The following is a 22,271-nucleotide window of genomic DNA, read 5'->3' as shown; positions in this document are numbered from 1 at the left end:
GGCCGTCGCAGCCAGCGAGCGACAAGCCCGTGCCACACAGCGCGCTGGCTGCTAATCTTGCCAACAGCGCCTTACCCGCAACGTAACGAGGATTCTGATGGCAAGCGCCCCGATTATCAGCAAGATGGCCATCGCCGGACACCCGCTGCATCCCATGGTGATTCATTTCCCCGTGGCGGCGCTGCTGGGACTGATCGGCAGCGACATCGCCTACGTTATCAGCAACGACTTTTTCTGGGCGCGCGCCGGTCTCTGGTTGTCGGGAATCGGCGTACTCGGCGGTTGGATATCCGGCACCATCGGCCTGCTGGACCTGCTGATCGTCAAACAGATTCGCCGCCTGATTACCGCTTGGTGCCATGCCATCCTGGCGGTCATGTTGCTGTCGCTGGCCACCCTCAACTGGCTCAGCAGACTCGACCAGCCTGACGCGTTGATAATGCCCTGGGGGTTGTATCTGTCGCTGCTCTGCGGCCTGTTGATCGCGCTTGCCAGCGTGCTGGGCGGGCAGCTGGTCTACGATCACGCGGTGGGCGTGGCCCCGGAGAAAACCGAAGAGCGCGCGCTGCGCAACCGCAAGATCGAGAAAGCCAAGGCGTCCTGAGCGGGGCATCACCACAGCTCCAGCGGCGGCTTGGCCAGCACTATCCAGATAATCAGTGCCATCAGGCTGGCCCCGGTCAGGCCTGCCACCAGACACCAGCGACGCAGCGGTTTGCCGTTGCGCGCCTCCAGCCTGAGCACCAGTAGCCCCAATCCGGTGTGAACAAACACCAGCCCCACCACCAGCGTGAGTTTGGCAATCAACCAGACGGTAATGGTGTGATCAACAACAAACACCAGGCTGCCAGCAATGATCGCCAACAAAGCCGCCGGCGTGGCCACGCGCGTAAAGACAAACCGGGTAAGGGAATCGAACGGGTCGGGGTTTTCCTCGATCGCCGAATTATCCCGCGTCACACCGGCAATCAACGCAGGTAAATACAGCAGGCAGGCGCCCCAGAAGAGTAACGCGGCGATATGCAGAACAAGAATCCAGAGCATCGCTCAAACAACTCCTTGTATGCTTTTGCGAGCCCCGTGGTAGGGCTTCCCGGTCTTGTATTACAACAGTTTGGCGGCCAGCAGGCCTCCCGCCAGCACAATAAAAACCACGGCGATCAACACCAGCAGTCCATCGCGCGCCACCAGTGCCAAGCCCAGAATGGCCAGCGCCAAACCAACGATGGATGAAGAAAAGGGCACCAGCTCGAGAAACGGCAAGCCCGCCGCTACGACAACACACAAGCCGGCCAGTAAATAGGTAGAGGAAGGGTGCAGCATAAAGTTCAGCCGCGGCTTGATCAGACGATCGATTCGCCGCGCGGCCGGTTTGACCCAGTCGATCGCCTTGTGCAGCTTTTGCTGCGGTACCGAGCGGTCGAGAATGAACGCAGGCAGCCAGAAATTCTTGCGGCCAATCAGCATCTGTACGGCGATCAACATGACGAACAGCCCGGCAAACACCGCCATGCCGGGAATACCACTCAAAGGCGAAAACAGCGTGACCCCCATAATCAGCAGCAAGGGGCCAAAGGAGCGACTGCCTACCGACTCGACTACCTCGCCCATCGAAATGCGCTGATCATCGCCAGTCAAACTGGCTATGTGGTCCAGCATCTGTTCAAGATTCTGTGGGGCTTCCGCCACTGCGCTACTCCTTCAGGTGCCGGGAAACCGAATCCTGACACGCAGGTACATTTACCTGCGCCAGAGAGTACCCGATGGCCAGTTCAACGTCTCACTCGCCCGCGCCAGGGTTGAACACCAACAACGGCGGGTCGCCTTCGCGTTCGCAAGCAAAGTGCTCATGCTCAGACCCATCACCCAAAGCCTCGATCTCTTTCGCGCAATGGGGAAGGAACTGAGCTATGGCCGTTATCTCAACAGGCGATGCTGAAATAGTAACCCCTGTCAGGCCAACGGGATGGCATTCGTCGGCAGGCGCAGACGCTTTTATGTATCTAAAGAATTCCATCGCCTGCCATCCCGAAAAGACCTGTTTAGAGAGGTTTGCCGCGATTGCCGTGGGCAGCGACGAACTGCTGTACCGCCGCCAGGCTATTTTCCAGTACGGTGCAGCGCTCCTCGCGCTCAAACAGATCACTCAAGTGCGCCGGCAGGTGCAGTTCCTGGCCCACGCCCGCTTCACGTACCGCATCCGGGAATTTGACCGGATGCGCGGTGCCCAGCGTCACCATAGGTGTGCTCAACGAACGGCGGCATTCACGCGCCGCGTGCACGCCAATGGCCGTATGCGGATCCAGCAATTCACCACTCTCGGCATGGACCTTGGCAATGGTCGCGCAGGTCTGTTCATCATCCACCGCCAGCGAGTCGAACAACTTGCGCGCCTCGGTCCAGCGGTCTTCCGCTACCGACAGTTTGCCGGTCTGCTTGAACTCATTCAGCAGTTCAGCGACCAGAGCGCCGTTGCGCCCATGCAGGTCGAACAGCAGACGCTCGAAGTTGGACGACACCATGATATCCATCGACGGTGATAGCGAGGGGTGCAGGGTGTCCTTGTTGTACTGGTTACCGCTCATGAAGCGATGCAGGATGTCATTGCGGTTGGTCGCAACCACCAGCTGACTGATAGGCAAGCCCATGTTGCGCGCCAGGTAACCGGCAAAGATATCGCCAAAGTTACCGGTCGGCACCGAGAAGGCAATGGAGCGCGCCGGGCCGCCCAGCTGCAGCGCAGCATGGAAGTAGTAGACGATCTGCGCCATGATGCGCGCCCAGTTGATCGAGTTGACCGCCACCAGCCGAGTGCCCTTGAGGAAACCCTGATCGGCGAAGCTGGCCTTGACCATTTCCTGGCAGTCGTCGAAATTGCCTTCAATGGCGATGTTATGGATGTTCTCGCCCATGATGGTGGTCATCTGGCGACGTTGCACCTCGGACACGCGGTTATGCGGATGCAGGATGAAGATATCCACATTCTCGCAACGGCGACAGCCTTCAATCGCCGCCGAGCCGGTATCGCCGGACGTGGCGCCCATGATGACTACGCGCTCGCCCCGCTTCTGCAGGAAATAATCAAGCAGGCGGCCAAGCAGTTGCAGGGCAAAGTCCTTGAACGCCAACGTCGGGCCGTGGAACAGCTCCAGCACCCACTCGTTGCTGTCCAACTGGCGCAGCGGTGCTACTGCGCTATGCGCGAAGACCCCATAGGTTTCCTGCAGAATCTGTTTGAAATCGGCGTCCGGGATGCTGTCCGTAACAAACGGGCGCATCACGTTGAACGCCAGTTCGTGGTACGGCAGATCAGCCCATGAGGCTATCTGCTCCTGGGTGAAGCGGGGCAGGTTCTCGGGTACATAAAGGCCGCCATCGGAGGCCAGACCGGCCAGCAGAACATCTTCAAAATTCAGGGCCGGAGCCTGGCCGCGAGTGCTGATATAGCGCATTTCTACAAACCTTCGGTTTGAGCTGCAAGTTGCGCGCTGCAAACTGCAAGGCGGTCATCGCTCGACCGCTTGCGGCTTGCAGCTTGGCGCTTGCCGCTGGTTTAGTTCAGTTGTTCTACCCGCACCCGCATCAACGGGCCGGCGATATCATCCAGTGCTTCCAGTGCGGCAATGGCCACGTTCATGTCGCGTTCAAGCACGCGGTGGGTCAGCAGAATGATCGGCACCAGGCCGTCCTGCTCTTCCGCTTCCTTCTGCATGATGGATTCGATATTGATACCGCGCTCCGACAGTATGGTCGCTACCTTGGCCAGCACACCGGGGCGATCCTTGGCCTGCAGCCGCAGGTAGTACGCGGTTTCCACATCCTCGACCGACAGCACCGGCAGATCGGACAGCGCATCAGCCTGGAACGCCAAATGCGGCACGCGGTTGTTCGGATCGGTGGTCAGCGTCCGCACCACGTCGATGATGTCAGCGACCACCGCTGAAGCGGTTGGCTCGGCACCGGCGCCTGCGCCGTAATACAGCGTTGAACCTACGGCATCGCCGTTGACCATGACCGCGTTCATCACGCCGTTAACGTTGGCCAATAGACGGTCAGCCGGAATCAGCGTCGGATGCACGCGCAGCTCCACGCCATCGCCGGTGCGGCGCGCGACGCCCAAATGCTTGATGCGGTAACCCAAGGCTTCGGCGTAGTTCACATCGGCGGTGGTCAGCTTGGTGATGCCTTCGGTGTACGCCTTATCGAATTGCAGCGGGATGCCAAAGGCGATGGACGCCAGAATGGTCAGCTTGTGCGCGGCATCTATGCCTTCGACGTCGAAGGTCGGGTCGGCCTCGGCATAACCCAGCGCCTGCGCCTCGGCGAGCACGTCTTCAAAGGTACGGCCCTTGTCGCGCATCTCGGTAAGGATGAAGTTGCCGGTACCGTTGATGATGCCGGCAACCCAATCAATCTGGTTGGCTGCGAGGCCTTCACGCAGCGCCTTGATGATCGGAATACCGCCCGCCACCGAAGCCTCGAACGCGACCATCACGCCCTTCTCGCTGGCGGCAGCAAAAATTTCGTTGCCGTGCACAGCGATCAGCGCCTTATTGGCAGTAACCACATGCTTGCCGTTGGCGATGGCGCCCATGACCACGTCCTTGGCCAGCGTGTAACCACCGATCAATTCGACGACGATGTCGATCTCGGGGTTGTTCACCACCTCGAATACATCGTCCGTGGTCGGGGTAACGCCAATATTGCAGGCCGGGTTCGGGTGACGGGTCGCAATCTGCGCCACATCAATACCACGCCCCGCGCGGCGGGCAATTTCCGCCGCGTTGCGCTGCAGGACGTTAAAGGTGCCACCACCGACGGTGCCCAAACCACAGATGCCTACTTTGACCGGTTTCAAACGTTGGTCCCCACTTGATTGTCTGTTCGAAAATGATTGGCTGGCCGGCAGCAGCGCCACCGGTGCCGTTATTACTCTTTATTTTCCAGCGCCATTGCCGCCAGCTGCTCGGCTGGCTGGTAGCCTGGGATCATGGTGCCATTGGCGAGGAAGATGGCTGGGGTGCCCTGCACGCCCAACTGCTGACCCAGCTGGTATTCCTGAGCGACCGGGTTAGCGCATGTCTTGTCTTCCACCCGCTTGCCCTGCTTGGCAGAGGTCATGGCCTGCTGGCGGTCATCGGCACACCAGACCGACTGCATCACCTGCGCGGCCGGCGACTGCATACCGCCCCGCGGAAACGCCATATAGCGGACTTCAACACCCAGCTCGTTCAACTCTTCCACTTCGCTGTGCAGCTTGCGACAGTAGCCGCAGTCCACATCGGTGAACACGGTAATGTGGGTCTGCGGCTTTTCCGGCGCAAACACCACCATGTCCTTGGTTTCGACCTTGTCGAGCACCTGGCCAATACCCCGTGCTTCAGCAGCTGAAGTCAAGTTCCGTGGCTGGCCGTCGTTTACTTCAATGAGGGTGCCCTGCATGAAGTATTTACCGTCGGCGCTGGCATACAGCACCCGACCGGTTTCCAGCTGCACCTGATAAAGACCGTCGACCGGCGTTTCCGCCACGGCGGTTACCGGCACATCGAATTTGAGTTTTGCCAGACCTTCGGTAATTGCAGTCTGGGTATCTGCCATTGCGTGCGAACCCCACAGGGCGAGCAGGCAGGTCACGCCGTATCTCAGTCGCATAATCCGATCCTCTAGAAGACGGCAAAGCTTATCATGAAACATCCCCATCACCCACGGGGATGGTGCTCCGCATGCATATCGCGCAGGCGCTGACGGGCGATATGTGTGTAGATTTGTGTAGTCGACAGATCACTGTGGCCCAACAGCATCTGCACTACTCGCAAATCCGCCCCATGATTGAGCAGGTGCGTAGCAAAGGCATGTCGCAGGGTATGCGGCGACAACGCAGCATTGATACCCGCCTGCTGTGCGTGGAGCTTGATCCGGTGCCAGAAGGTCTGCCGAGTCATCTCGCGGCCCAGGCGACTGGGGAATACCACATCGCTGGGCTTGCCGGCGAGCAGCGCGGGCCGCGCCAATTGCACATAGCGCTCCAGCCAGAGCATCGCCTCCTCGCCCAAGGGCACCAACCTTTCCTTGTTACCCTTGCCGGTGATGCGCACTATGCCTTGGCGCAGGTTAACCTGATCCAGCCGCAACCCAACCAGCTCGCTGACCCGCAGCCCGCAGGCATACAGCACTTCAAGCATGCAGCGATCACGCAACCCCAGACTGTCCTCGACATCCGGCGCAGCGAGCAGGCGTTCGACATCCTGCTCGCTGAGGGCTTTGGGCAACGGCCGGCCCAACTTGGGCATAGCCACATCCAGCGTGGGATCGGCGGACAACCGTCCCAGCCGCACCAGGTGCCGATAGAAACCGCGCAAGCAGGACAATAAGCGTGCACTGGAACGCGCCTGATAGCCCTGGGCGAGGCGCCAGCCCAGGTGCTCCATCAGATCCCCGCGCGAGGCCTGCAACAGATCACTGCGGCGCTGGCCCAGCCATCCAGCCAGTAGATTCAAGTCGGTGCGGTAGGCGCTCAGGGTATGCTTCGACAACCCGCGCTCCAGCCATAGACTGTCGAGAAACTCGGCAATCAACTGCTGGTCAGCCGGGGCAACCGGCGGGGAGCTGTCTGCAGGCATGATCTGCTCACTGTGCGAGGGAATAGCCATTAAAAACACTCGCCCACAAAAAAGCAGCCCTCAGGCTGCTTTTTTGTGGGGAAGGCGTCCGATCAGGACAGCTTTTCCTTGATACGTGCTGCCTTACCAGACAGGGCACGCAGGTAGTACAGCTTCGCTTTGCGTACGTCACCGCGACGCTTGACAGAGATGCTGTCGATCAGCGGCGAGTAGGTCTGGAAAGTACGCTCAACACCTACACCGCTGGAGATCTTGCGAACGGTGAAAGCAGAGTTCAGACCACGGTTACGCTTACCGATAACCACGCCTTCAAAGGCCTGCAGACGCGAGCGATCGCCTTCTTTCACCTTGACCTGGACGATTACGGTATCACCCGGCGCGAACGCGGGGATTTCCTTGGACATCTGTTCAGCTTCAAGCTGGGCAATAATATTGGACATCGTTGCTTCTCCTGCACAGGCCGTCGGACCTGTTAATGGTTATCGGTTTCCTGTTCGCGGATGTATTCCGCCAACAGCTTCTGCTGTTCTTTGCTCAATTCCAGCTCTTCGAGCAACTCTGGCCGACGTTGCCAGGTTCTTCCCAAAGACTGCTTGAGACGCCAGCGCCGGATCAGTTCGTGATTACCGCTGAGCAGCACCTCCGGTACGCGCTGCCCGTCAAACTCTTCCGGCCGGGTATAGTGTGGGCAATCCAGCCACCCCGCCGAAAACGAATCTTCCACCGCAGAATCCGCATGCCCCAGTACACCGGGAATCAGGCGGGTTACCGCGTCCAGGAGCACCATGGCTCCCAGTTCGCCACCGGACAACACATAGTCACCGATGGATATCTCTTCATCGACACAACGCTCAATGATGCGCTCGTCGATGCCTTCGTAGCGCCCGCACAACAAAACCAGGCTGTCCAGTTCGGCCAGCTGCTCGACCCGTTTCTGAGTGAGTGGCTGCCCCTGCGGTGACAAATAGATCACCCGGGGTGGCGAGGGTGCCTGCTGCTTGATGGCCGCAATCGACTCAAGCAAGGGCTCCACCTTCATCAGCATGCCGGGGCCGCCGCCGAAGGGGCGATCATCCACCGTACGGTGACGATCATGTGCGTGTTCACGTGGGTTGCTGAAGCTGACCTCCAGCTGCCCGCGCTTGACGGCACGCCCGGTTACCCCGGACTCGGTCAGCGCTGCAAACATCTCGGGAAACAGGGTAACTACACCGGCCCACACCGGTCAGAACTCCGCATCCCAGTCGACCTGAATCACCGCAGCGTCCAGATCAATATTCAATACAAACTGGCCCGGCAAGTAGGGCAACAACCGCTCACGCTGATCAATACTGCCTGCGCAGGGTTTGACCACCATGACGTCGTTGGAACCGGTTTCCAGCAGGTGATCCACCTTGCCGAACAGCTGACCTTCCAGGTTGATTACCTGTAAGCCTTCCAGCTGATACCAGTAAAACTCACCTTCCTCGAGTTCGGGCAGGGCTTCGGCCTCTACACTGATCTCGAAATTTACCAGTTCCTCGGCCTGATTGCGGTCGTTCACGCCCTTGAGCTGAACTACCAGCACGCGCCCTTGCAGGCGACCACCGAGAACAGACACTGTGCGTTGCTCGGAACCCCTGGTGAGGGTCCACTCGGCATACTCCAGCACGTTGTCCAGCGGGTCGGTGTGTGAATACACCTTGACCGCCCCGCGCAGCCCTTGAACCGATACGATCTTGCCGAGAATCACCCGTGGTGATTCAGTCGATTCAGGAGCAGCAGTCATATTCAGGCAGCGGCCTGAGCTTCCTTCAGCAGAGCAGCAACGCGCTCGGAAGGCTGTGCGCCTTGACCCAGCCAGTACTGAACGCGCTCTTCATTGACCGACAGACGAACTTCGGCACCGGCAGCAACCGGGTTGAAGAAACCAACGCGCTCAACAAAACGACCGTCACGGGCGTTACGGCTGTTGGCAACAGTCAAATGATAGAAGGGGCGCTTCTTGGAGCCACCACGAGCAAGACGAATGGTTACCATGTGGACATTATTTCCTGTGTTTGAGTAACGCTACAAAATTCATCACGGGCAGCGCAGCAATTATGCATACACCTACAGCCCGAAAGGTCGCGTATTCTACGGAATATCGCGACCGATGAAAACTCTTTTTTGATTAAAGCCTGAACAGCTCAGAATCGGGGCATACCGCCGCCCGGTGGCAGCATGCCACCGCCGCCGCCCATGCCACCGCCGCCCATGCCACCCATACCGCGCATCAGCTTGGCCATACCGCCCTTGCCGGTGACTTTCTTCATCATCTTCTGCATCTGTTTGTGCTGCTTCAGCACGCGACCTATGTCCTGAATCTGCGAGCCGGAACCGGCTGCAATGCGGCGTTTGCGCGACCCGCTGATGATGTCGGGGTTGCGGCGCTCGGCCGGCGTCATCGAGTTGATGATCGCCTCCATGCGCTTGAACTGTTTGGTTGCTTCGGTTTGCGCCGTTTCCATCTGCGCTGCGTTGAGCTTGCCGCCCATCATCGGCAGCTTTTCCATCATTGAGCCCAAACCGCCCATGCTGTTCATCTGCTGCAGCTGATCACGGAAGTCTTCAAGATCGAAGCCCTTGCCTTTTTTCAGCTTCTTGGCCAGTTTCTCGGCCTTGTCCTTGTCCAGCTTCTGCTCGGCCTGCTCGATCAGGCTGAGCACGTCGCCCATGCCGAGAATGCGCGAGGCCACACGATCAGGGTGGAACACCTCAAGGGCATCGACCTTCTCACCCATACCGAGGAACTTGATCGGCTTACCGGTGATGTGCCGCACCGACAGCGCCGCACCACCGCGGGCATCACCGTCAACTTTGGTGAGAATCACCCCGGTCAGCGGCAGCGCCTCGTTAAACGCCTGCGCCGTGTTGGCCGCGTCCTGGCCGGTCATGGCATCCACCACGAACAGGGTTTCCGCCGGCTTGGCTGCCGCGTGCACCTGCTTGATCTCAGCCATCATCTCGGCATCGACGTGCAGACGACCGGCGGTATCGACGATCAGCACGTCCATGAAGCGGTTCTTGGCTTCGCGCAGCGCCGCCTCGACGATGGCCACCGGCTGTTGCGCAAGGTCAGACGGGAAGAAGGTAACGTCTACCTCACCCGCCAGGGTTTCCAGCTGCTTGATGGCCGCCGGACGATAAACGTCGACGCTGACCACCATGACCTTTTTCTTTTCACGCTCACGCAGCGTCTTGGCCAGCTTGGCCACACTGGTGGTCTTACCCGCGCCCTGCAGACCGGCCATCAGAATCACCGCCGGCGGCGACACAGCCAGGTTCAGACCTTCGGTCTGCCCCATGACGGCTTCGAGCTCGGATTTGACGATCTTGACGAACACCTGCCCCGGCGACAGGCTGCGTGACACCTCGTGACCCACGGCGCGCTCGCGCACCTGATCAACAAAGGTTTTGACCACGGGCAGCGCCACGTCGGCCTCAAGCAGCGCCATGCGCACTTCGCGCAGGGTGTCCTTGATATTGTCTTCTGTGAGTTTGGCCTGACCGGTCACGCCACGCAGGCTGTGTGACAGGCGCTCGGTAAGATTCTCGAACATCTCTAACTCTCCTGAGCTTCTCGACCCCCGCCGCAGGGGCGAAGCAGTTAAGCTGCGCAGTATACCCGCGTGCTTTGGGTGATGATAGGGAAGCCCATCGAAGCGCTTTAACCGGCGCGCGGCTTGTGCCACACTGCGGGTTTGTTGATAACCGCTCTCAAGGACGTATGACAGCCCTCACTCCCAGCCTGCTGGCCGCCTTTTTCTACTTCGGTGGCATGCTTTACCAGATGCTTTGTCTGGGCAAACGCCTGACGGTCAATACCGGGCTGCTGCGGGGCATCGGTCTGGTCGCCTTGGTGGCCCACGCGGCCAGTCTGTATTTGCAGCTGATGACGGATCAGGGCTTTGCCCTGGGGTTGTTCAACATCGCCTCGCTGATTGCCTGGCTGATCGTTGCCCTGACCCTGCTGTCGAGCCTGCGCGCGCCGGTCACCAGCCTGCTGCTGGGCCTGTACCCACTGGCGCTGATTACCGCGCTACTGGCGGGCCTGTTCCCGCACGAGGCTACTACCCTGCCCTCGGGCCAGAGCGGGTTGCTGGTGCATATTCTGCTGTCCGTGCTGGCCTATGGCATTTTGACCATCGCCGCCTTCCAGGCCACGCTACTGGCGGTGCAGGATTATCAGCTCAAGCACAAGCACCCTACCCGCTTCATACGCACCTTCCCGCCACTGCAAACCATGGAACGCCTGCTGTTCCAGTTTTTGCTCTGCGGCGAAGTACTGCTTACCCTGGCGCTGATTTCCGGCTTCGTGTTTCTGGAAAACATGTTTGCCCAGCACCTGGCGCACAAAACCTTGCTGTCCTGCCTGGCCTGGGTGGTCTTTGGTGTGCTGCTCTGGGGCCGTCACTTCCGTGGCTGGCGCGGCAGCAACGCCATACGCTGGACACTCGCCGGCTTCCTGCTGCTGATGCTGGCCTACTTTGGCAGCAAGCTGGTCCGCCACCTGCTGGTCGGCGCCTGACCTCCTTTCATACCAACCTGTTTGAGGCACGCTCTTGAACGAATCCCATACTGGCCTGCTGCTGCTGTTATTGGCGCTGCTGATCATCCTGTCTGCATTCTTCTCCAGTTCGGAGACCAGCATGATGAGCCTGAACCGCTACCGCCTGAAGCACATGAGCAAGGAGGGGCACCGCGCTGCCAAGCGCGCCTCGCGCCTGCTTGAGCGTCCGGACCGGCTGCTTGGCACCATTCTGGTCGGCAACAACATCGTCAACATCCTTGCGGCCTCGATTGCCACCGTCGTGGCCGTCGAGCTATGGGGCGAGGCCGGCATCGCCATTGCAACCATGCTGCTGACCGTAGTGATCCTGATTTTTGGCGAAATCACGCCCAAGACCCTGGCCGCCCTGCGACCTGAACTGATCGCCTTCCCGGCCAGCGCGGTGCTGGCCCTCTTGCAGCGCCTGCTCTATCCGGTGGTCTGGGTGTGCAGCGCGATGAGCAACATGCTGTTGCGTCTGATAGGCGTTAACCCGAACGACAAGGATGGCGACCAGCTCACCACCGAAGAGCTGCGCACCGTGGTGCGTGAGGCTGGGCTGGGCATCACCCGCAGCCGTCAGAACATGCTGCTGGGCATCCTCGATCTGGAAAAGATGACGGTCAATGACATCATGATCCCGCGCAACGAGGCCGTGGGTATTGACCTGGAAGACAGCATGACCGTGATCAATCAGCAACTGCGCAGCTGCCATTACACACGGCTGCCGGTGTACCACGGCGATATCAACAACATTACCGGTCTGGTACACATGCGCTCCATCGCCCGCCTGCTGAGCCGCGGCGAGCTGACCAAGGAAGCGCTGATCGGCGCCTGCAAGGAGCCCTACTTCATCCCGGAAAGCACGCCCCTGCATACGCAACTGTTCAACTTTCAAAAACAGAAGCGCCGCATCGCCATCGTGGTAGACGAGTACGGCGATGTAATTGGTCTGGTAACCCTGGAGGACATTTTGGAAGAGATCGTCGGCGAATTTACCACCGACATGCTGATCCCCAGCCAGGACATCCACCCCCAGGAAGACGGCACCTATGTGATCGATGGCAGCGCTGCCATTCGCGATATCAACCGCCACCTGCATTGGAAGTTGCCCGCCGATGGCCCCAAGACGCTCAATGGCCTGATCACCGAGCAACTGGAAAGCATTCCGGAAACCAGCGTCTGCCTGACCACCGGCGCCTACCGCATGGAAATCCTGCAGACCAAGGACAACATGGTGAAAAGTGTACGCGTCTGGGACCGCGCGCGGGATCAGGTGCCCGTGCCGGCCGACACCTCTGCGCCAGCGGACGATGCTGGCAATCCCAGCTGACGAACAATACCGTCAGCCCAAAGGCGGTAACCTGCCGCCGACGGGTGAAAGCCATCGCAGGCTAGATAGGCGGGCTGAAAGGGTATGTCCAGCGCCAGATAGCCTGCCCGCTGCTGCGCAGCGACCGCGCGCAAATCGCCATCCAGCAAATTGGCCCGCAGACCAAACCAGCCGCGCAGCGGCTGCGGCAAGGCGCTGAAGTGCCCAAGCGGCGGTACCGCGGTGACCAGCACCCGCTCAGCGCAGCCGTGCAAGCCTGCAATCAGTTGCTGCATACGCTGACGCCAGTGCCGTCGAGAGGTCAGATGGGTGGTGTCGTTTACCCCGAGCACCAGCAACGCCATATCCCATTGCTGATCTAGCGCCTGGGGTAACAGCGCCTGCAACGCGAGGCGCGCATCCGCGCCATTGCGGCCCACTGCCCGCCATTGCACCGCCCGGCCGGTAGCATTCGCCAACTGGGCGGCGAGCTGCCCAGCCAACCCATCCGTCTGCTGCGCTACCCCCACACCGCTGACCGTGGATTCACCCAGTAGCAACAACCTGAGCGGCGGTGCAACGGACTCGCTGCCGGCAACCAGGCCGTGCCAGGGCGCGGCGGCGTCCGGCAAACGCAGTGCGGTACGCTTGACCCAAAGCGCCTGCGGCAGCAGTAGCGGCAGCGCTGGCGCGACCAGATACCACCAACGGCTCAGAGCTTGACCTGGACAGCAGTGGCGGCACGCACGGCCTTCTCGACCGCCAGTTCGATGCTTTCATCTCGCGCCAGGGCCACCCCCATGCGGCGCTGACCGTCCACTTCCGGCTTGCCGAACAAACGCAGCTGAGTATCCGGCTCGGCCAACGCCTCGCGTAGATTGCCGTAGCTGACATTCGCCGACTGCCCCTCAACCAGGATAACCGCCGACGCCGCCGGCCCCAGCTGACGGATTGCTGGTATCGGCAAGCCGAGAATCGCCCGCGCGTGCAACGCAAACTCGGACAAATCCTGGGAGACCAGCGTCACCAGACCGGTATCGTGCGGCCGCGGCGAGACCTCGCTGAACCACACCTGATCGCCTTTAACGAACAGCTCCACGCCAAACAGGCCTCGCCCGCCCAGCGCCTCGGTCACCTCTCTGGCCACGCGCTGGGCTTCGGCCAGCGCTGCCTCGGACATCGCCTGCGGCTGCCACGACTCGCGGTAATCGCCGGCCTCCTGACGGTGGCCAATGGGTGCGCAGAAACTGGTGCCGTCTACATGGCGCACCGTCAGCAGGGTAATCTCGTACTCGAAATCAACGAAGCCCTCAACGATCACCCGACCCTTGCCTGCGCGACCACCCGCCTGGGCGTATTCCCAGGCCGATTCGATATCGGCACTTTCGCGCACCAGACTCTGCCCCTTGCCGGAGGAACTCATTACCGGCTTGACCACGCAGGGCAAGCCAACGGCAGCCACCGCCGCCCGGTAATCCTCCAGGGTCTCGGCAAACTGATAGGCCGACGTAGGCAAGCCCAGGGTTTCTGCTGCCAGCCGGCGGATGCCTTCGCGGTCCATGGTCAGGCGCGTCGCCTCGGCGGTTGGTACAACGCGGTAGCCCTCGCTTTCCAGCTCCACCAGGGTGGGTGTGGCGATGGCTTCGATTTCCGGCACTATGTAATCAGGTTGCTCAGCCTCGATTACCTCACGCAGCGCCTGCCCATCCAGCATGCTGATCACGTGGCTGCGGTGCGCTACCTGCATCGCCGGCGCCTTGGCGTAGCGGTCCACTGCTATCACCTCACAGCCCAGGCGTTGCAACTCGATGGCCAGCTCCTTGCCCAGTTCGCCCGCACCCAATAGCAGTACCCGGGTGGCATCTTCCGCCTGCGGGGTGCCGATGATTACATTCATGCCTTGTATCCTTGTTGGTTAAGCGTGCCCAGCCAGAGGCCCTGGTCACGGGCGCGCGCCTCGCAACGCTGCAGCACCTCCAGGCGCTGGGCGTCGCTCATGCGGCCCCAGGTCGCGATCTCCATACCGCTGCGCTGGCAGCCGGTGCAGATGTCGTTATCGTCCAGTGCGCAAATGCTCACACAGGGTGAACGCACCGGCGATTGCGCGCCCATCAATCTTCCTGCACTTGCAACTGTTCGCGGAAGCGTTTGGCGTTTTGCACATAGTGCGCCGCGCTGAGTTCGAGCATTTTTTTCTGCTGCTCGCTGAGCGTCTTGACCACCTTGCCGGGCGAGCCCATGACCAGCGAACCGTCGGGAATTTCCTTGCCCTCGGGGATCAGCGAGTTGGCGCCGATGATGCAGTGCTTGCCGATCTTGGCACCGTTGAGAATCACCGCGTTGATACCGATCAGGCTGTAGTCCCCCACAGTGCAACCGTGCAGCATGGCGTTGTGACCCACGGTAATCCCCTTGCCCAACGTCAGCGGCACGCCACGGTCGGCGTGCATTACGGCGCCGTCCTGCACGTTGCTGTGCTCGCCCACGGTGATCTGCTCGACGTCACCCCGAATCACCGCGCTGAACCAGACGTTGGCGCCGGCCTCCAGCTTGACCTTGCCAATCACGGCGGCGGAATCGGCAATCCAGGCGTCGTCCGCCATCTCGACACGGTCGTTTCCCAGGCTGTACTTCATGGCTTTACCTCTTATTTGTGGCCGTCGTAGGGGGTGTGCAAGGGTATACCGGCGTCAAAGCCGGTGTTCATCAGCTCGGCCAGCATCAGTGCAGTCAGACCCCAGATCTTGAAGCCCTCGTAGCGGTAGCTGGGCACATACCAGCTGCGCCCCTCATAGTCGATGCGGTGGGTCATCTCGCGCGGGTCGTTAAGAAAAAACTCTACCGGCACCCGAAACACCTCTTCAATTTCGCCGCTGTTGGGCACCAGATCGAACACATCCGGCACTATGCCGACATAAGGTGTGACCTTGATCCCGAAGCGCGATACCAGCGAGTCCATGGGGCCGACCACGTCAACCAGCTCGGGCAGTAAGCCGATTTCTTCGTGCGCCTCGCGCAGGGCAGTGAAACACAGATCAACATCACCGGGATCGCGGCGCCCACCGGGAAAGGCCACCTCGCCGGAATGGGTAGAAAGCCGCTGCGAACGCAGCGTCAGGATAATCTCGGGGCGATCATGCACACAGGTAATGGGGATCAACACACCCGCCTCCGGGAGACCGGCTGCCTCAACCGTTCGGGGGGAATGCTCCTGTACCCGCATGCGCATTTTGTCCAGCATGCATAGGTCCTCGGTTCTTTTCACAATGATGGCATGATCACCAGGGCAGAACCAGCCGCACAGCGGTGTGAATACCCCTTGATAGCCAGGCCACCAGCCATCCGGAAACCTGCTTGCCGTCAAGCGCATTTGTGCTTTTTGTCTCTTGCCCAAGCGCGCATCGCCCCGCAAGATAGGGTGGATTCGAAACCCTACCCAGTCGGGAAAACAACATGAAGTTCTGTAGTGAGTGCGGACAAAGCGTTTCCGCACGCATCCCCTCGGGCGATACGCGCTCGCGGTTCATCTGTGACCACTGCGAAACCATTCATTACCAGAATCCACGCATCGTGGCTGGGTGTCTGGCCACCCACGAGCGGCGCGTGCTGCTGTGCCGTCGTGCCATCGAGCCACGCCTGGGCTACTGGACCCTGCCCGCCGGCTTCATGGAGAACGGCGAGACCACCGAGCAGGCCGCGCTGCGTGAAACCTGGGAGGAAGCCCGCGCCAGCCTGCAGGCGCAGGAGTTGTATATGCTGTTCAATCTGCCGCACATCAATCAGGTTTACATGTTCTTTCGCGGCGAACTGGCCGATCTGGATTTCTCTGCCGGTGAAGAGAGCCTGGAAGTACGCCTGTTCAGCGAAGACGAGATCCCCTGGCAGGAACTGGCCTTCCCGACCATTGGCAAAACGCTAAAGCAGTATTTCATCGACCGCCAGGACAACCACTTCCCGGTGCGCATCCGCGACATCCTCTACCGCCCACAGGCAGCCAGCCGATGAGCCGTCTTTTCAGCATAGTACTGCTGTGCCTGTGCAGCCTGGCTGCCCACGCAGCCGCCCCGGTGATCGACAAGGTAGTGGTGCTCAAGGCCGAGCGTCAGTTGCAGCTGATCAGCAATGGTGAGGTGCTGCACCGTTACCGCATTTCGCTCGGTCGCCAACCCGTGGGGCACAAGCGCCAGCAGGGTGATCAGCGCACGCCAGAAGGCATCTACACCATAGACTGGCGCCATGAAAGCCCGGCCTACAACCTGAGCATGCACCTGGACTACCCCAACCTGAAAGACAAGATGGCAGCCTACAAGAACGATGTAGATCCCGGCGGCATGATCATGATCCACGGCACCCCCATCGACGAAGACTACCCGGAGTGGTATTTCGAAGGGCTGGACTGGACCAACGGCTGCATCGCCCTGGGCAACGCCGAGATGCGTGAAGTCTGGAATCTCGTACCCGACGGCACCCTGGTTGAAATCCTGCCTTGATTCATCGCCTGGCCACCCAGCCTCGCGGCCCGCTCGCCGGATCAAGCAAGCCTGAACTATAGTGTCACCTAATGGTAATACGCTTACCTTGTTGCTATGGATAGCATGACGACACCCGTACAATGGCCCACGGAGGCTTCATGTTTTTCAGTAAAAAATCAGAAGAAAAAATTGCCCAGCTGGAAAAGAAGCTGTTCCGCATGGACCAGGTCACCGACAGTCTGAACAAGGAAATGCTGGTCATGACCCTCAATGAAGCCGGGGTCATTACTGCACAGAACAGCAATTCAGCAGACGAACTGGGCTATCCCCTCGACCGGGTAACCGGTAAAAAACTGCTCGACTTCGTCCCTGACAAGGCCCGCAACACCCCGCACTTCAAAAGCCTCAAGACCGCGCTGGAGAAGAAAGAGCATTGGGTTGGCGCAATACAGTTTCAGCGCGCGGACGGCAAACAGGCCTGGCTCCGCTCAATCCTGCAGCCGATTATCGACGAGCAGCAGCGGCTGCAGGAGTTCACCCTGCACAGCACGGTGCTCACGCGCACCATCGAGACCTCGCGGGAATACCAGGACCTGATACAGGCACTGAACCGCTCCATGGCGTTGATCGAATTTGACCTCAAGGGCCATGTGCTGCATGCCAACGAGCGCTTTCTGACGGCCATGGGCTATCGCAAGGATGAGATCATCGGCCAGCACCACCGCATTTTCTGCGATCCGGACGAAGCCAACTCCAGCGCTTATACCGAGTTTTGGGCCAAACTGGGCCGCGGCGAATGCGTGTCCGACCGTTTCAAACGGCTCGATCACTACGGTAATACCGTCTGGCTGGAAGCCTCCTACAACCCTATTTTCAGCCAAGACAACGAGCTGTACAAAGTCGTCAAATTCGCGACCGTAATCACCAATGAAATCGAACGTGAGCAATCGGTCGCCAACGCCGCGAGCGTCGCCTACGACACCTCCACCCAGACCGACGCTATCGCCGATCAAGGCGCACAGGTCATCGAACGAACCCTGCAGGTTATCAGTGAGCTGTCGGTACAGATGGAGCAGGCCGGGGAAGAGATCTCCGCACTGGACAAGCAGTCGCAATTGATCGCCAGTATCGTCCAGAGCATCAGCAGCATCGCCGATCAGACCAACCTGCTGGCCCTCAATGCCGCCATTGAAGCAGCGCGTGCCGGAGAACAGGGCCGCGGCTTCGCCGTGGTGGCCGATGAAGTGCGCCAATTGGCGCAGCGAACCAGCAAGGCAACGGTAGAGATAGTCGAGGTGGTGCAGAAGAACCAGAGCCTGACCCAATCCACGGTAACCGCCATCAGACAGAGCCAGGACAAAGCGCAGCAAGGGCTGGAGCTCTCCAACGAGTCCGGTCGGGTGATGCGCGAGATCAAGAAGGGCGCGCAGCAGGTGGTCAATGTGGTCAGCCAGTTTGCCAGCCATCTGAAATAACCCGCCCGCGGCGGGCAGCGCCGGGCAACGTCAGCTTATCTGTACCGTCGCATAATCGAATGCCGGCTCCTCGTAGGGGTGAGCCGCCTTCAGCGCACAGATGACCTGCGGCAGACACGCCTGCGAGCACAGCATCTCCACGCGATACTCCTCAACCTGCTCCACTTGATCCTGCACACCCAGATGCGGCGTGCTACCGCCGAGCGGACGAAACTGGCCTGAGCCCAGCGTCTGCCAACTGCAACAGTCATAGTTCCCCAAGCGGCCTGCGCCAGCAGCGAACACCGCCTGCTTGACCTGCTCGACGTGGCTGACCGGCACATAAAAGCACAATTTGTACATCCGCTATCCTCCGTATCACCGGGTTCCGGCGCGCATCACAGCGCAGCGCCTTGAACTAGACTGGCATCATAACAACCGCGAGACCGGCAAGGAGACACCCATGACCATCGACAGCAACCGCCTGCTGCTGGAGTTTGAAAAGCTGCGCCGCGAGATCAATCACAATGTGCTCAGCCCCGCCCTGCCCGAGCTGAGCCTGACCAATCTGCAGCCGCTGATTACCCTGGTGGCCGGCGCCCGCCGCGACTACCTCACTTGTCTGCTTGATCTGGCGGAGCACAGTAAGGGCCAACCGCCCTCGGCGGAACAGATCAGCCAGCTCAAGGCACGCCGAGAAACCTTCGATGAACTGGTCAGTGCGGCCAATGCGCTGGAAACCGCGATTCAGCGAGACTACCTGAAGGTTCGCGTCAACCGGCGCGACTGAAGCTCAGGGCTTGGGCGCCTCGCCCAGCGCCACTGCCTGCTCGCAAAAGCCCTGCATCTGCTGCGCCCAGCGGCCCATGGCCGCGTCATCCAGCTGCACCAGCATGGCGTAACGGCGCCCGCCCCATACCGCTAGGTGCATGGCTTCCAGCGTCGCCGCGGCGGGCTTTTCGGGTAGATCGCTGGCGGCATCAAACACCCGCCGCCAAGCGCTGAGCAACTCTTCATAAGCGCGGCGCTGGTGCTTCTGCTCGGCCACCAGCGGCTCCAGCTCCAGCATCTCCGGATGAAACCAGGAGACCTGCCCATCAGCGCCACACAACAGGCGTACCAGGCGGCCAAGGCGCTGCTGCCAGCTCAGCTCCTGCGGTTGTACGGCCTGCTGCTCTATCGCCTGCAGCAACGCTTCAATGCAGTGGCGCACGTAACCTGAATGCAGCGCCTGCTTGCTGGGAAAGTAATCGTAGAAGGTACCTACCGCCACTCCGGCCTCAAGGGCAATGGCACGCGTGGTGATGCGCTCCCAGCCGTCGCGCTGCCAAATCCGAACATAGGTATCAAAAATCGCCTGCACTGTGGCCTTGGCGCGCGACTGCGTAGGCCGTTTAAGCGGTTTGGGGCGTGGCTGCGGGGTGGGCGTTTTGCTGGTCATGGAATCCGAACCCGGAAGACGGACAGACAGGCTACAGTCATTTACACAGCGTTTCACCACCCGAGGAGCCAATCGATGAGCGACATTCTGCAACTTCAGAACAATAAGGCCGACCTGCAGCAAACCCGTCTGCACCGCGAGCCCATGCCCCAACTGCAAGAGGGCGAAGCCCTGCTGCGCATTTGCCGTCTGGCGCTGACCACCAATAACATCACCTACGCCGCCTTCGGTGAAACGCCGCACCTGCGCTACTGGAACTTCTACCCGACTACCGACAAGGCGTGGTTCCACATGCCCGCCTGGGGTTTTGCCGAAATCGTCGAAAGCAGCGTAGAAGGCCTCGACAAGGGCGAGCGTTTTTACGGATTCTGGCCGATTGCCAGTCACGTGGTGATGAAGCCGGTACGGGTTGGCGAACGCGGCTTCTACGACGGCATCGAACACCGCCTGGAGCTGACTTCCGCCTATAACCAGTATCAGCGCATCAGCACAGACGCGGCCTACCGCGCAGAAGATGAAAACTATCAGATGCTGCTGCGCCCGCTGTTCATTACCTCCTTCATGCTGGCTGACTTTCTGGAAGACAATAATTTCTTCGGTGCCAAACGTATCGTCGTTTCCAGCGCCTCAAGCAAAACTGCCTACGGCACCGCGTTCTGCCTGGAAAACAATCCAAACGTCGAACTCATTGGCCTGACCTCCAGCGGTAACACCCAGTTTGTCGACAACCTGGGCTGCTACGCACGCTCAATGGCCTATGACGATGTAGAGCAGCTCGACGCCAGCGTGCCCACGCTCTATGTCGACTTTGCCGGCAACAACGCGCTGCGCAACCGCATCCATGACCACTTCAAGGACAACCTGACGCACAGCTGCTTCGCCGGCTCCTCACAGAACCACGAGCATCTGAGCGCCGCCGATGCTCCGGCCCATGGCCCCACGCCGCAGCCCTACTTCGCGCCCTACCAGATCAAGAAGCGCAACGCCGATTGGGGCGCCGCCGAGGTCACGCGCAAGTTCAACGAGGCGCAACTGGCATTCATTCAGCGCACCAAGAGCCCGCAACAGCCGTGGATGCTGGTCAACGAGCACAACGGTCTGGAGCAGGCCCAGCAATTGGTAGAAGACCTGGTGGCCGGGCGTATCGACCCCAAGGAAGGTCACGCCGTCGTATTGGCCTGACCCGAATAGCGGCACCGCCTGGCGGTGCCGCACTGGCCCGGCCGTCGCGTCACTCAGCCCGCCCCTCCCACGTTCCGCTGTAAATGTCCTCCTCCACGCCAGCCGCCCGGCTATAGGCTGTCAACGCTGCACCCTGCAGTGCAATTCATACCTGGCAACCAGCAAGCCTGGTCTATGCTGAACTCGAACCACACGAAAGTGGCGGTATACAGGCCCCGTTGGAGACCAGTCGATTGACCGTGAAAACGCTCGGCAAGGCAATGCAGTACAAAATCAACCTCACCGTTCTGGCGCTGCTGGGCTGTACAACCAGCGTGGCACAGGCTGACCCCGCGTTCATGCAGCGCTGGGTACAGCAGTTTGAAGACAGCGAGATCGTGTTTCAACGCGGCACCACCAATGTCCCTTTTCAACCGCTGGCGTTTATCGATACCACGCATTATGGCGAGAGCGATATCCGCCGCGCAGACGGCAGCAGCGTGAGCACGCGCCAGACTACGGTCTCCCAAGGGGCGGTGCTGCCCTTTCTGGTCACCCCGCGCGATGCCTTTCTGATCGGCGATTGGGTGGGCTGGTCGCGTTTTGACTCCACCTCGAATGAGCTGGAGTCCTTCGATGTGCTCTCTGCCGGTTTGCCCGTTGGCTGGTTCCGCCAGGTCAATTCCCAGTGGCAGGCCGGGGGCTTTGTCATGCCGCTGGGCCACAAGGCTTCCGGCGAGGACTGGAGCTGGGAAACCATGGCCGGCGGCTTCGCTCGCTATGTACAAAGCGACCGGCTGTGGTGGGCTTTCGGCCTGTACGCTGATTTCAATCCGGGGGATGACCTCTACCTGCCCTATGTCGGCGCCTCGTATGCGGTCAACGACCACTGGACCCTCAGCGCCGTCATGCCTTGGCCCGCCGTACTCTACGCACCAGACGACCGCACCCTGTACCGCCTTGGCGTATCACCGTCCGGCGCGAGTTGGTCCAGCGAGAACGGTAAAGACGACCTGCAGTATGAGCTGGACACCTGGGATTTCGGCTTCTCGGCGGAGCGCCGCGTGTACGGCAATCTGTGGCTGGAGGGCGAACTTGGCGTCACCGGGCTGACCGGTATGAGCATACGGGGTGACGACTGGGAGGAGCCTGCGTTTGATGTCAGCAATAGCCCGTATATCAGTATCGGGATCAACTTCAGGCCCGGGTTGAACTGACGAACCACGCACAGGAGAAGGCGC

28 protein-coding genes are annotated in these 22,271 nt (G+C 60.3%); 9 read left to right on the top strand and 19 right to left on the bottom strand.

Features of this window, described 5'->3' with window-relative positions:
• Positions 1-97: 97 nt before the first annotated feature.
• Positions 98-604 (top strand): DUF2231 domain-containing protein, encoded by a 507-nt coding sequence (locus BLU26_RS16550; RefSeq protein ID WP_092287951.1) that lies wholly within the window; start codon positions 98-100, stop codon positions 602-604.
• 8 nt (positions 605-612) lie between these two features.
• Here the strand turns inward: BLU26_RS16550 and BLU26_RS16545 are convergent, their stop codons facing one another.
• From BLU26_RS16545 to ffh, 12 genes are all read right to left on the bottom strand, one after another.
• Positions 613-1,044 carry a CopD family protein gene (locus BLU26_RS16545; protein WP_092287950.1) on the bottom strand — a complete coding sequence of 144 codons (432 nt, stop codon included), beginning with the start codon at positions 1,042-1,044 and terminating at the stop codon, positions 613-615.
• Between the two features lie 60 nt (positions 1,045-1,104).
• Complete coding sequence (locus BLU26_RS16540; protein ID WP_092287949.1) at positions 1,105-1,689, bottom strand: exopolysaccharide biosynthesis protein; 585 nt, start codon at positions 1,687-1,689, stop codon at positions 1,105-1,107.
• A gap of 91 nt (positions 1,690-1,780) precedes the next feature.
• Positions 1,781-2,017 carry a hypothetical protein gene (locus BLU26_RS16535; RefSeq protein ID WP_092287948.1) on the bottom strand — a complete coding sequence of 79 codons (237 nt, stop codon included), beginning with the start codon at positions 2,015-2,017 and terminating at the stop codon, positions 1,781-1,783.
• 25 nt (positions 2,018-2,042) lie between these two features.
• Positions 2,043-3,452, bottom strand: coding sequence for a threonine synthase (gene thrC, locus BLU26_RS16530; protein ID WP_092287947.1), 1,410 nt, complete (start codon positions 3,450-3,452; stop codon positions 2,043-2,045).
• A gap of 101 nt (positions 3,453-3,553) precedes the next feature.
• Complete coding sequence (locus BLU26_RS16525; RefSeq protein WP_092288537.1) at positions 3,554-4,858, bottom strand: homoserine dehydrogenase; 1,305 nt, start codon at positions 4,856-4,858, stop codon at positions 3,554-3,556.
• Between the two features lie 71 nt (positions 4,859-4,929).
• Positions 4,930-5,652 carry a bifunctional protein-disulfide isomerase/oxidoreductase DsbC gene (dsbC, locus tag BLU26_RS16520; RefSeq protein ID WP_092287946.1) on the bottom strand — a complete coding sequence of 241 codons (723 nt, stop codon included), beginning with the start codon at positions 5,650-5,652 and terminating at the stop codon, positions 4,930-4,932.
• 47 nt (positions 5,653-5,699) lie between these two features.
• Positions 5,700-6,620 (bottom strand): site-specific tyrosine recombinase XerD, encoded by a 921-nt coding sequence (gene xerD / locus BLU26_RS16515; RefSeq protein WP_092288536.1) that lies wholly within the window; start codon positions 6,618-6,620, stop codon positions 5,700-5,702.
• Between the two features lie 92 nt (positions 6,621-6,712).
• On the bottom strand, positions 6,713-7,060 hold the full coding sequence (rplS, locus tag BLU26_RS16510) for a 50S ribosomal protein L19 (RefSeq protein ID WP_088273285.1): 348 nt from the start codon (positions 7,058-7,060) through the stop codon (positions 6,713-6,715).
• Positions 7,061-7,092: 32 nt separating this feature from the next.
• Positions 7,093-7,842, bottom strand: coding sequence for a tRNA (guanosine(37)-N1)-methyltransferase TrmD (gene trmD, locus BLU26_RS16505; RefSeq protein WP_092287945.1), 750 nt, complete (start codon positions 7,840-7,842; stop codon positions 7,093-7,095).
• A 3-nt stretch (positions 7,843-7,845) separates the two neighbouring features.
• The gene (gene rimM, locus BLU26_RS16500) at positions 7,846-8,388 is read right to left on the bottom strand and encodes a ribosome maturation factor RimM (protein ID WP_092287944.1); all 543 of its coding nucleotides are present in this window, start codon (positions 8,386-8,388) and stop codon (positions 7,846-7,848) included.
• 2 nt (positions 8,389-8,390) lie between these two features.
• Complete coding sequence (gene rpsP, locus BLU26_RS16495) at positions 8,391-8,639, bottom strand: 30S ribosomal protein S16 (protein ID WP_092287943.1); 249 nt, start codon at positions 8,637-8,639, stop codon at positions 8,391-8,393.
• 149 nt (positions 8,640-8,788) lie between these two features.
• Positions 8,789-10,201 carry a signal recognition particle protein gene (ffh, locus tag BLU26_RS16490; RefSeq protein ID WP_092287942.1) on the bottom strand — a complete coding sequence of 471 codons (1,413 nt, stop codon included), beginning with the start codon at positions 10,199-10,201 and terminating at the stop codon, positions 8,789-8,791.
• Positions 10,202-10,368: 167 nt separating this feature from the next.
• On the opposite strand from ffh, the gene BLU26_RS16485 reads away from it, so the two are divergent.
• Both BLU26_RS16485 and BLU26_RS16480 read left to right on the top strand, forming a co-directional pair.
• Positions 10,369-11,169: a cytochrome C assembly family protein gene (locus tag BLU26_RS16485; protein ID WP_092287941.1), complete on the top strand. Its 801-nt coding sequence runs from the start codon at positions 10,369-10,371 to the stop codon at positions 11,167-11,169.
• Positions 11,170-11,203: 34 nt separating this feature from the next.
• Complete coding sequence (locus BLU26_RS16480; RefSeq protein ID WP_092287940.1) at positions 11,204-12,523, top strand: HlyC/CorC family transporter; 1,320 nt, start codon at positions 11,204-11,206, stop codon at positions 12,521-12,523.
• Here BLU26_RS16480 and BLU26_RS16475 read toward each other — a convergent pair.
• From BLU26_RS16475 to BLU26_RS16455, 5 genes are all read right to left on the bottom strand, one after another.
• Entirely contained in the window at positions 12,463-13,134 is a 672-nt protein-coding gene (locus BLU26_RS16475) for an SGNH/GDSL hydrolase family protein (protein ID WP_231701967.1), read from the bottom strand. The two genes, BLU26_RS16480 and BLU26_RS16475, sit on opposite strands and share 61 nt — an antisense overlap.
• An 80-nt stretch (positions 13,135-13,214) precedes the next feature.
• On the bottom strand, positions 13,215-14,399 hold the full coding sequence (purT, locus tag BLU26_RS16470) for a formate-dependent phosphoribosylglycinamide formyltransferase (protein WP_092287938.1): 1,185 nt from the start codon (positions 14,397-14,399) through the stop codon (positions 13,215-13,217).
• Positions 14,396-14,614 (bottom strand): DUF1289 domain-containing protein, encoded by a 219-nt coding sequence (locus tag BLU26_RS16465; RefSeq protein WP_092287937.1) that lies wholly within the window; start codon positions 14,612-14,614, stop codon positions 14,396-14,398. The genes purT and BLU26_RS16465 overlap by 4 nt, the downstream gene beginning before the upstream one ends.
• On the bottom strand, positions 14,614-15,138 hold the full coding sequence (locus BLU26_RS16460; RefSeq protein ID WP_092287936.1) for a gamma carbonic anhydrase family protein: 525 nt from the start codon (positions 15,136-15,138) through the stop codon (positions 14,614-14,616). Before BLU26_RS16460 ends, BLU26_RS16465 begins: the two co-directional genes overlap by 1 nt.
• A gap of 11 nt (positions 15,139-15,149) precedes the next feature.
• Positions 15,150-15,743 (bottom strand): NUDIX hydrolase, encoded by a 594-nt coding sequence (locus BLU26_RS16455; protein WP_092287935.1) that lies wholly within the window; start codon positions 15,741-15,743, stop codon positions 15,150-15,152.
• A gap of 212 nt (positions 15,744-15,955) precedes the next feature.
• Here BLU26_RS16455 and BLU26_RS16450 point away from each other — a divergent pair, with 212 nt between their 5' ends.
• From BLU26_RS16450 to BLU26_RS16440, 3 genes are all read left to right on the top strand, one after another.
• A complete protein-coding gene (locus BLU26_RS16450; RefSeq protein WP_092287934.1) occupies positions 15,956-16,507 on the top strand; it encodes an NUDIX hydrolase in 552 nt (183 codons plus the stop codon).
• A complete protein-coding gene (locus BLU26_RS16445) occupies positions 16,504-16,992 on the top strand; it encodes a L,D-transpeptidase family protein (protein ID WP_092287933.1) in 489 nt (162 codons plus the stop codon). Before BLU26_RS16450 ends, BLU26_RS16445 begins: the two co-directional genes overlap by 4 nt.
• A gap of 140 nt (positions 16,993-17,132) precedes the next feature.
• The gene (locus BLU26_RS16440; RefSeq protein WP_092287932.1) at positions 17,133-18,449 is read left to right on the top strand and encodes a methyl-accepting chemotaxis protein; all 1,317 of its coding nucleotides are present in this window, start codon (positions 17,133-17,135) and stop codon (positions 18,447-18,449) included.
• Positions 18,450-18,479: 30 nt separating this feature from the next.
• Here BLU26_RS16440 and BLU26_RS16435 read toward each other — a convergent pair whose 3' ends face one another.
• Positions 18,480-18,791, bottom strand: coding sequence for an NGG1p interacting factor NIF3 (locus BLU26_RS16435; protein WP_092287931.1), 312 nt, complete (start codon positions 18,789-18,791; stop codon positions 18,480-18,482).
• Between the two features lie 100 nt (positions 18,792-18,891).
• On the opposite strand from BLU26_RS16435, the gene BLU26_RS16430 reads away from it, so the two are divergent.
• Entirely contained in the window at positions 18,892-19,218 is a 327-nt protein-coding gene (locus BLU26_RS16430; RefSeq protein WP_092287930.1) for a hypothetical protein, read from the top strand.
• A gap of 3 nt (positions 19,219-19,221) precedes the next feature.
• Here BLU26_RS16430 and BLU26_RS16425 read toward each other — a convergent pair whose 3' ends face one another.
• The gene (locus BLU26_RS16425) at positions 19,222-19,869 is read right to left on the bottom strand and encodes a TetR/AcrR family transcriptional regulator (protein WP_092287929.1); all 648 of its coding nucleotides are present in this window, start codon (positions 19,867-19,869) and stop codon (positions 19,222-19,224) included.
• Between the two features lie 75 nt (positions 19,870-19,944).
• Between BLU26_RS16425 and BLU26_RS16420 the strand changes: the two genes are divergently transcribed.
• Complete coding sequence (locus BLU26_RS16420; protein ID WP_092287928.1) at positions 19,945-21,051, top strand: DUF2855 family protein; 1,107 nt, start codon at positions 19,945-19,947, stop codon at positions 21,049-21,051.
• A gap of 233 nt (positions 21,052-21,284) precedes the next feature.
• Positions 21,285-22,247, top strand: coding sequence for a hypothetical protein (locus tag BLU26_RS16415; RefSeq protein ID WP_092287927.1), 963 nt, complete (start codon positions 21,285-21,287; stop codon positions 22,245-22,247).
• Positions 22,248-22,271 lie beyond the last annotated feature (24 nt).

It is taken from the genome of Halopseudomonas sabulinigri (assembly GCF_900105255.1).
In the GTDB taxonomy this organism is placed as follows: domain Bacteria; phylum Pseudomonadota; class Gammaproteobacteria; order Pseudomonadales; family Pseudomonadaceae; genus Halopseudomonas; species Halopseudomonas sabulinigri.
This window is presented reverse-complemented; position numbering and strand designations above follow the sequence as displayed.

Coding starts and splice junctions, on each gene's coding strand:
- BLU26_RS16550 (WP_092287951.1), top strand. CDS start 98: ATGGCAAGCGCCCCGATTATCAGCAAGATGGCCATCGCCGGACACCCG.
- BLU26_RS16545 (WP_092287950.1), bottom strand. CDS start 1,044: ATGCTCTGGATTCTTGTTCTGCATATCGCCGCGTTACTCTTCTGGGGC.
- BLU26_RS16535 (WP_092287948.1), bottom strand. CDS start 2,017: ATGGAATTCTTTAGATACATAAAAGCGTCTGCGCCTGCCGACGAATGC.
- thrC (WP_092287947.1), bottom strand. CDS start 3,452: ATGCGCTATATCAGCACTCGCGGCCAGGCTCCGGCCCTGAATTTTGAA.
- dsbC (WP_092287946.1), bottom strand. CDS start 5,652: ATGCGACTGAGATACGGCGTGACCTGCCTGCTCGCCCTGTGGGGTTCG.
- xerD (WP_092288536.1), bottom strand. CDS start 6,620: ATGCCTGCAGACAGCTCCCCGCCGGTTGCCCCGGCTGACCAGCAGTTG.
- rplS (WP_088273285.1), bottom strand. CDS start 7,060: ATGTCCAATATTATTGCCCAGCTTGAAGCTGAACAGATGTCCAAGGAA.
- rimM (WP_092287944.1), bottom strand. CDS start 8,388: ATGACTGCTGCTCCTGAATCGACTGAATCACCACGGGTGATTCTCGGC.
- rpsP (WP_092287943.1), bottom strand. CDS start 8,639: ATGGTAACCATTCGTCTTGCTCGTGGTGGCTCCAAGAAGCGCCCCTTC.
- ffh (WP_092287942.1), bottom strand. CDS start 10,201: ATGTTCGAGAATCTTACCGAGCGCCTGTCACACAGCCTGCGTGGCGTG.
- BLU26_RS16485 (WP_092287941.1), top strand. CDS start 10,369: ATGACAGCCCTCACTCCCAGCCTGCTGGCCGCCTTTTTCTACTTCGGT.
- purT (WP_092287938.1), bottom strand. CDS start 14,399: ATGAATGTAATCATCGGCACCCCGCAGGCGGAAGATGCCACCCGGGTA.
- BLU26_RS16465 (WP_092287937.1), bottom strand. CDS start 14,614: ATGGGCGCGCAATCGCCGGTGCGTTCACCCTGTGTGAGCATTTGCGCA.
- BLU26_RS16460 (WP_092287936.1), bottom strand. CDS start 15,138: ATGAAGTACAGCCTGGGAAACGACCGTGTCGAGATGGCGGACGACGCC.
- BLU26_RS16455 (WP_092287935.1), bottom strand. CDS start 15,743: ATGCTGGACAAAATGCGCATGCGGGTACAGGAGCATTCCCCCCGAACG.
- BLU26_RS16450 (WP_092287934.1), top strand. CDS start 15,956: ATGAAGTTCTGTAGTGAGTGCGGACAAAGCGTTTCCGCACGCATCCCC.
- BLU26_RS16445 (WP_092287933.1), top strand. CDS start 16,504: ATGAGCCGTCTTTTCAGCATAGTACTGCTGTGCCTGTGCAGCCTGGCT.
- BLU26_RS16440 (WP_092287932.1), top strand. CDS start 17,133: ATGTTTTTCAGTAAAAAATCAGAAGAAAAAATTGCCCAGCTGGAAAAG.
- BLU26_RS16435 (WP_092287931.1), bottom strand. CDS start 18,791: ATGTACAAATTGTGCTTTTATGTGCCGGTCAGCCACGTCGAGCAGGTC.
- BLU26_RS16430 (WP_092287930.1), top strand. CDS start 18,892: ATGACCATCGACAGCAACCGCCTGCTGCTGGAGTTTGAAAAGCTGCGC.
- BLU26_RS16425 (WP_092287929.1), bottom strand. CDS start 19,869: ATGACCAGCAAAACGCCCACCCCGCAGCCACGCCCCAAACCGCTTAAA.
- BLU26_RS16420 (WP_092287928.1), top strand. CDS start 19,945: ATGAGCGACATTCTGCAACTTCAGAACAATAAGGCCGACCTGCAGCAA.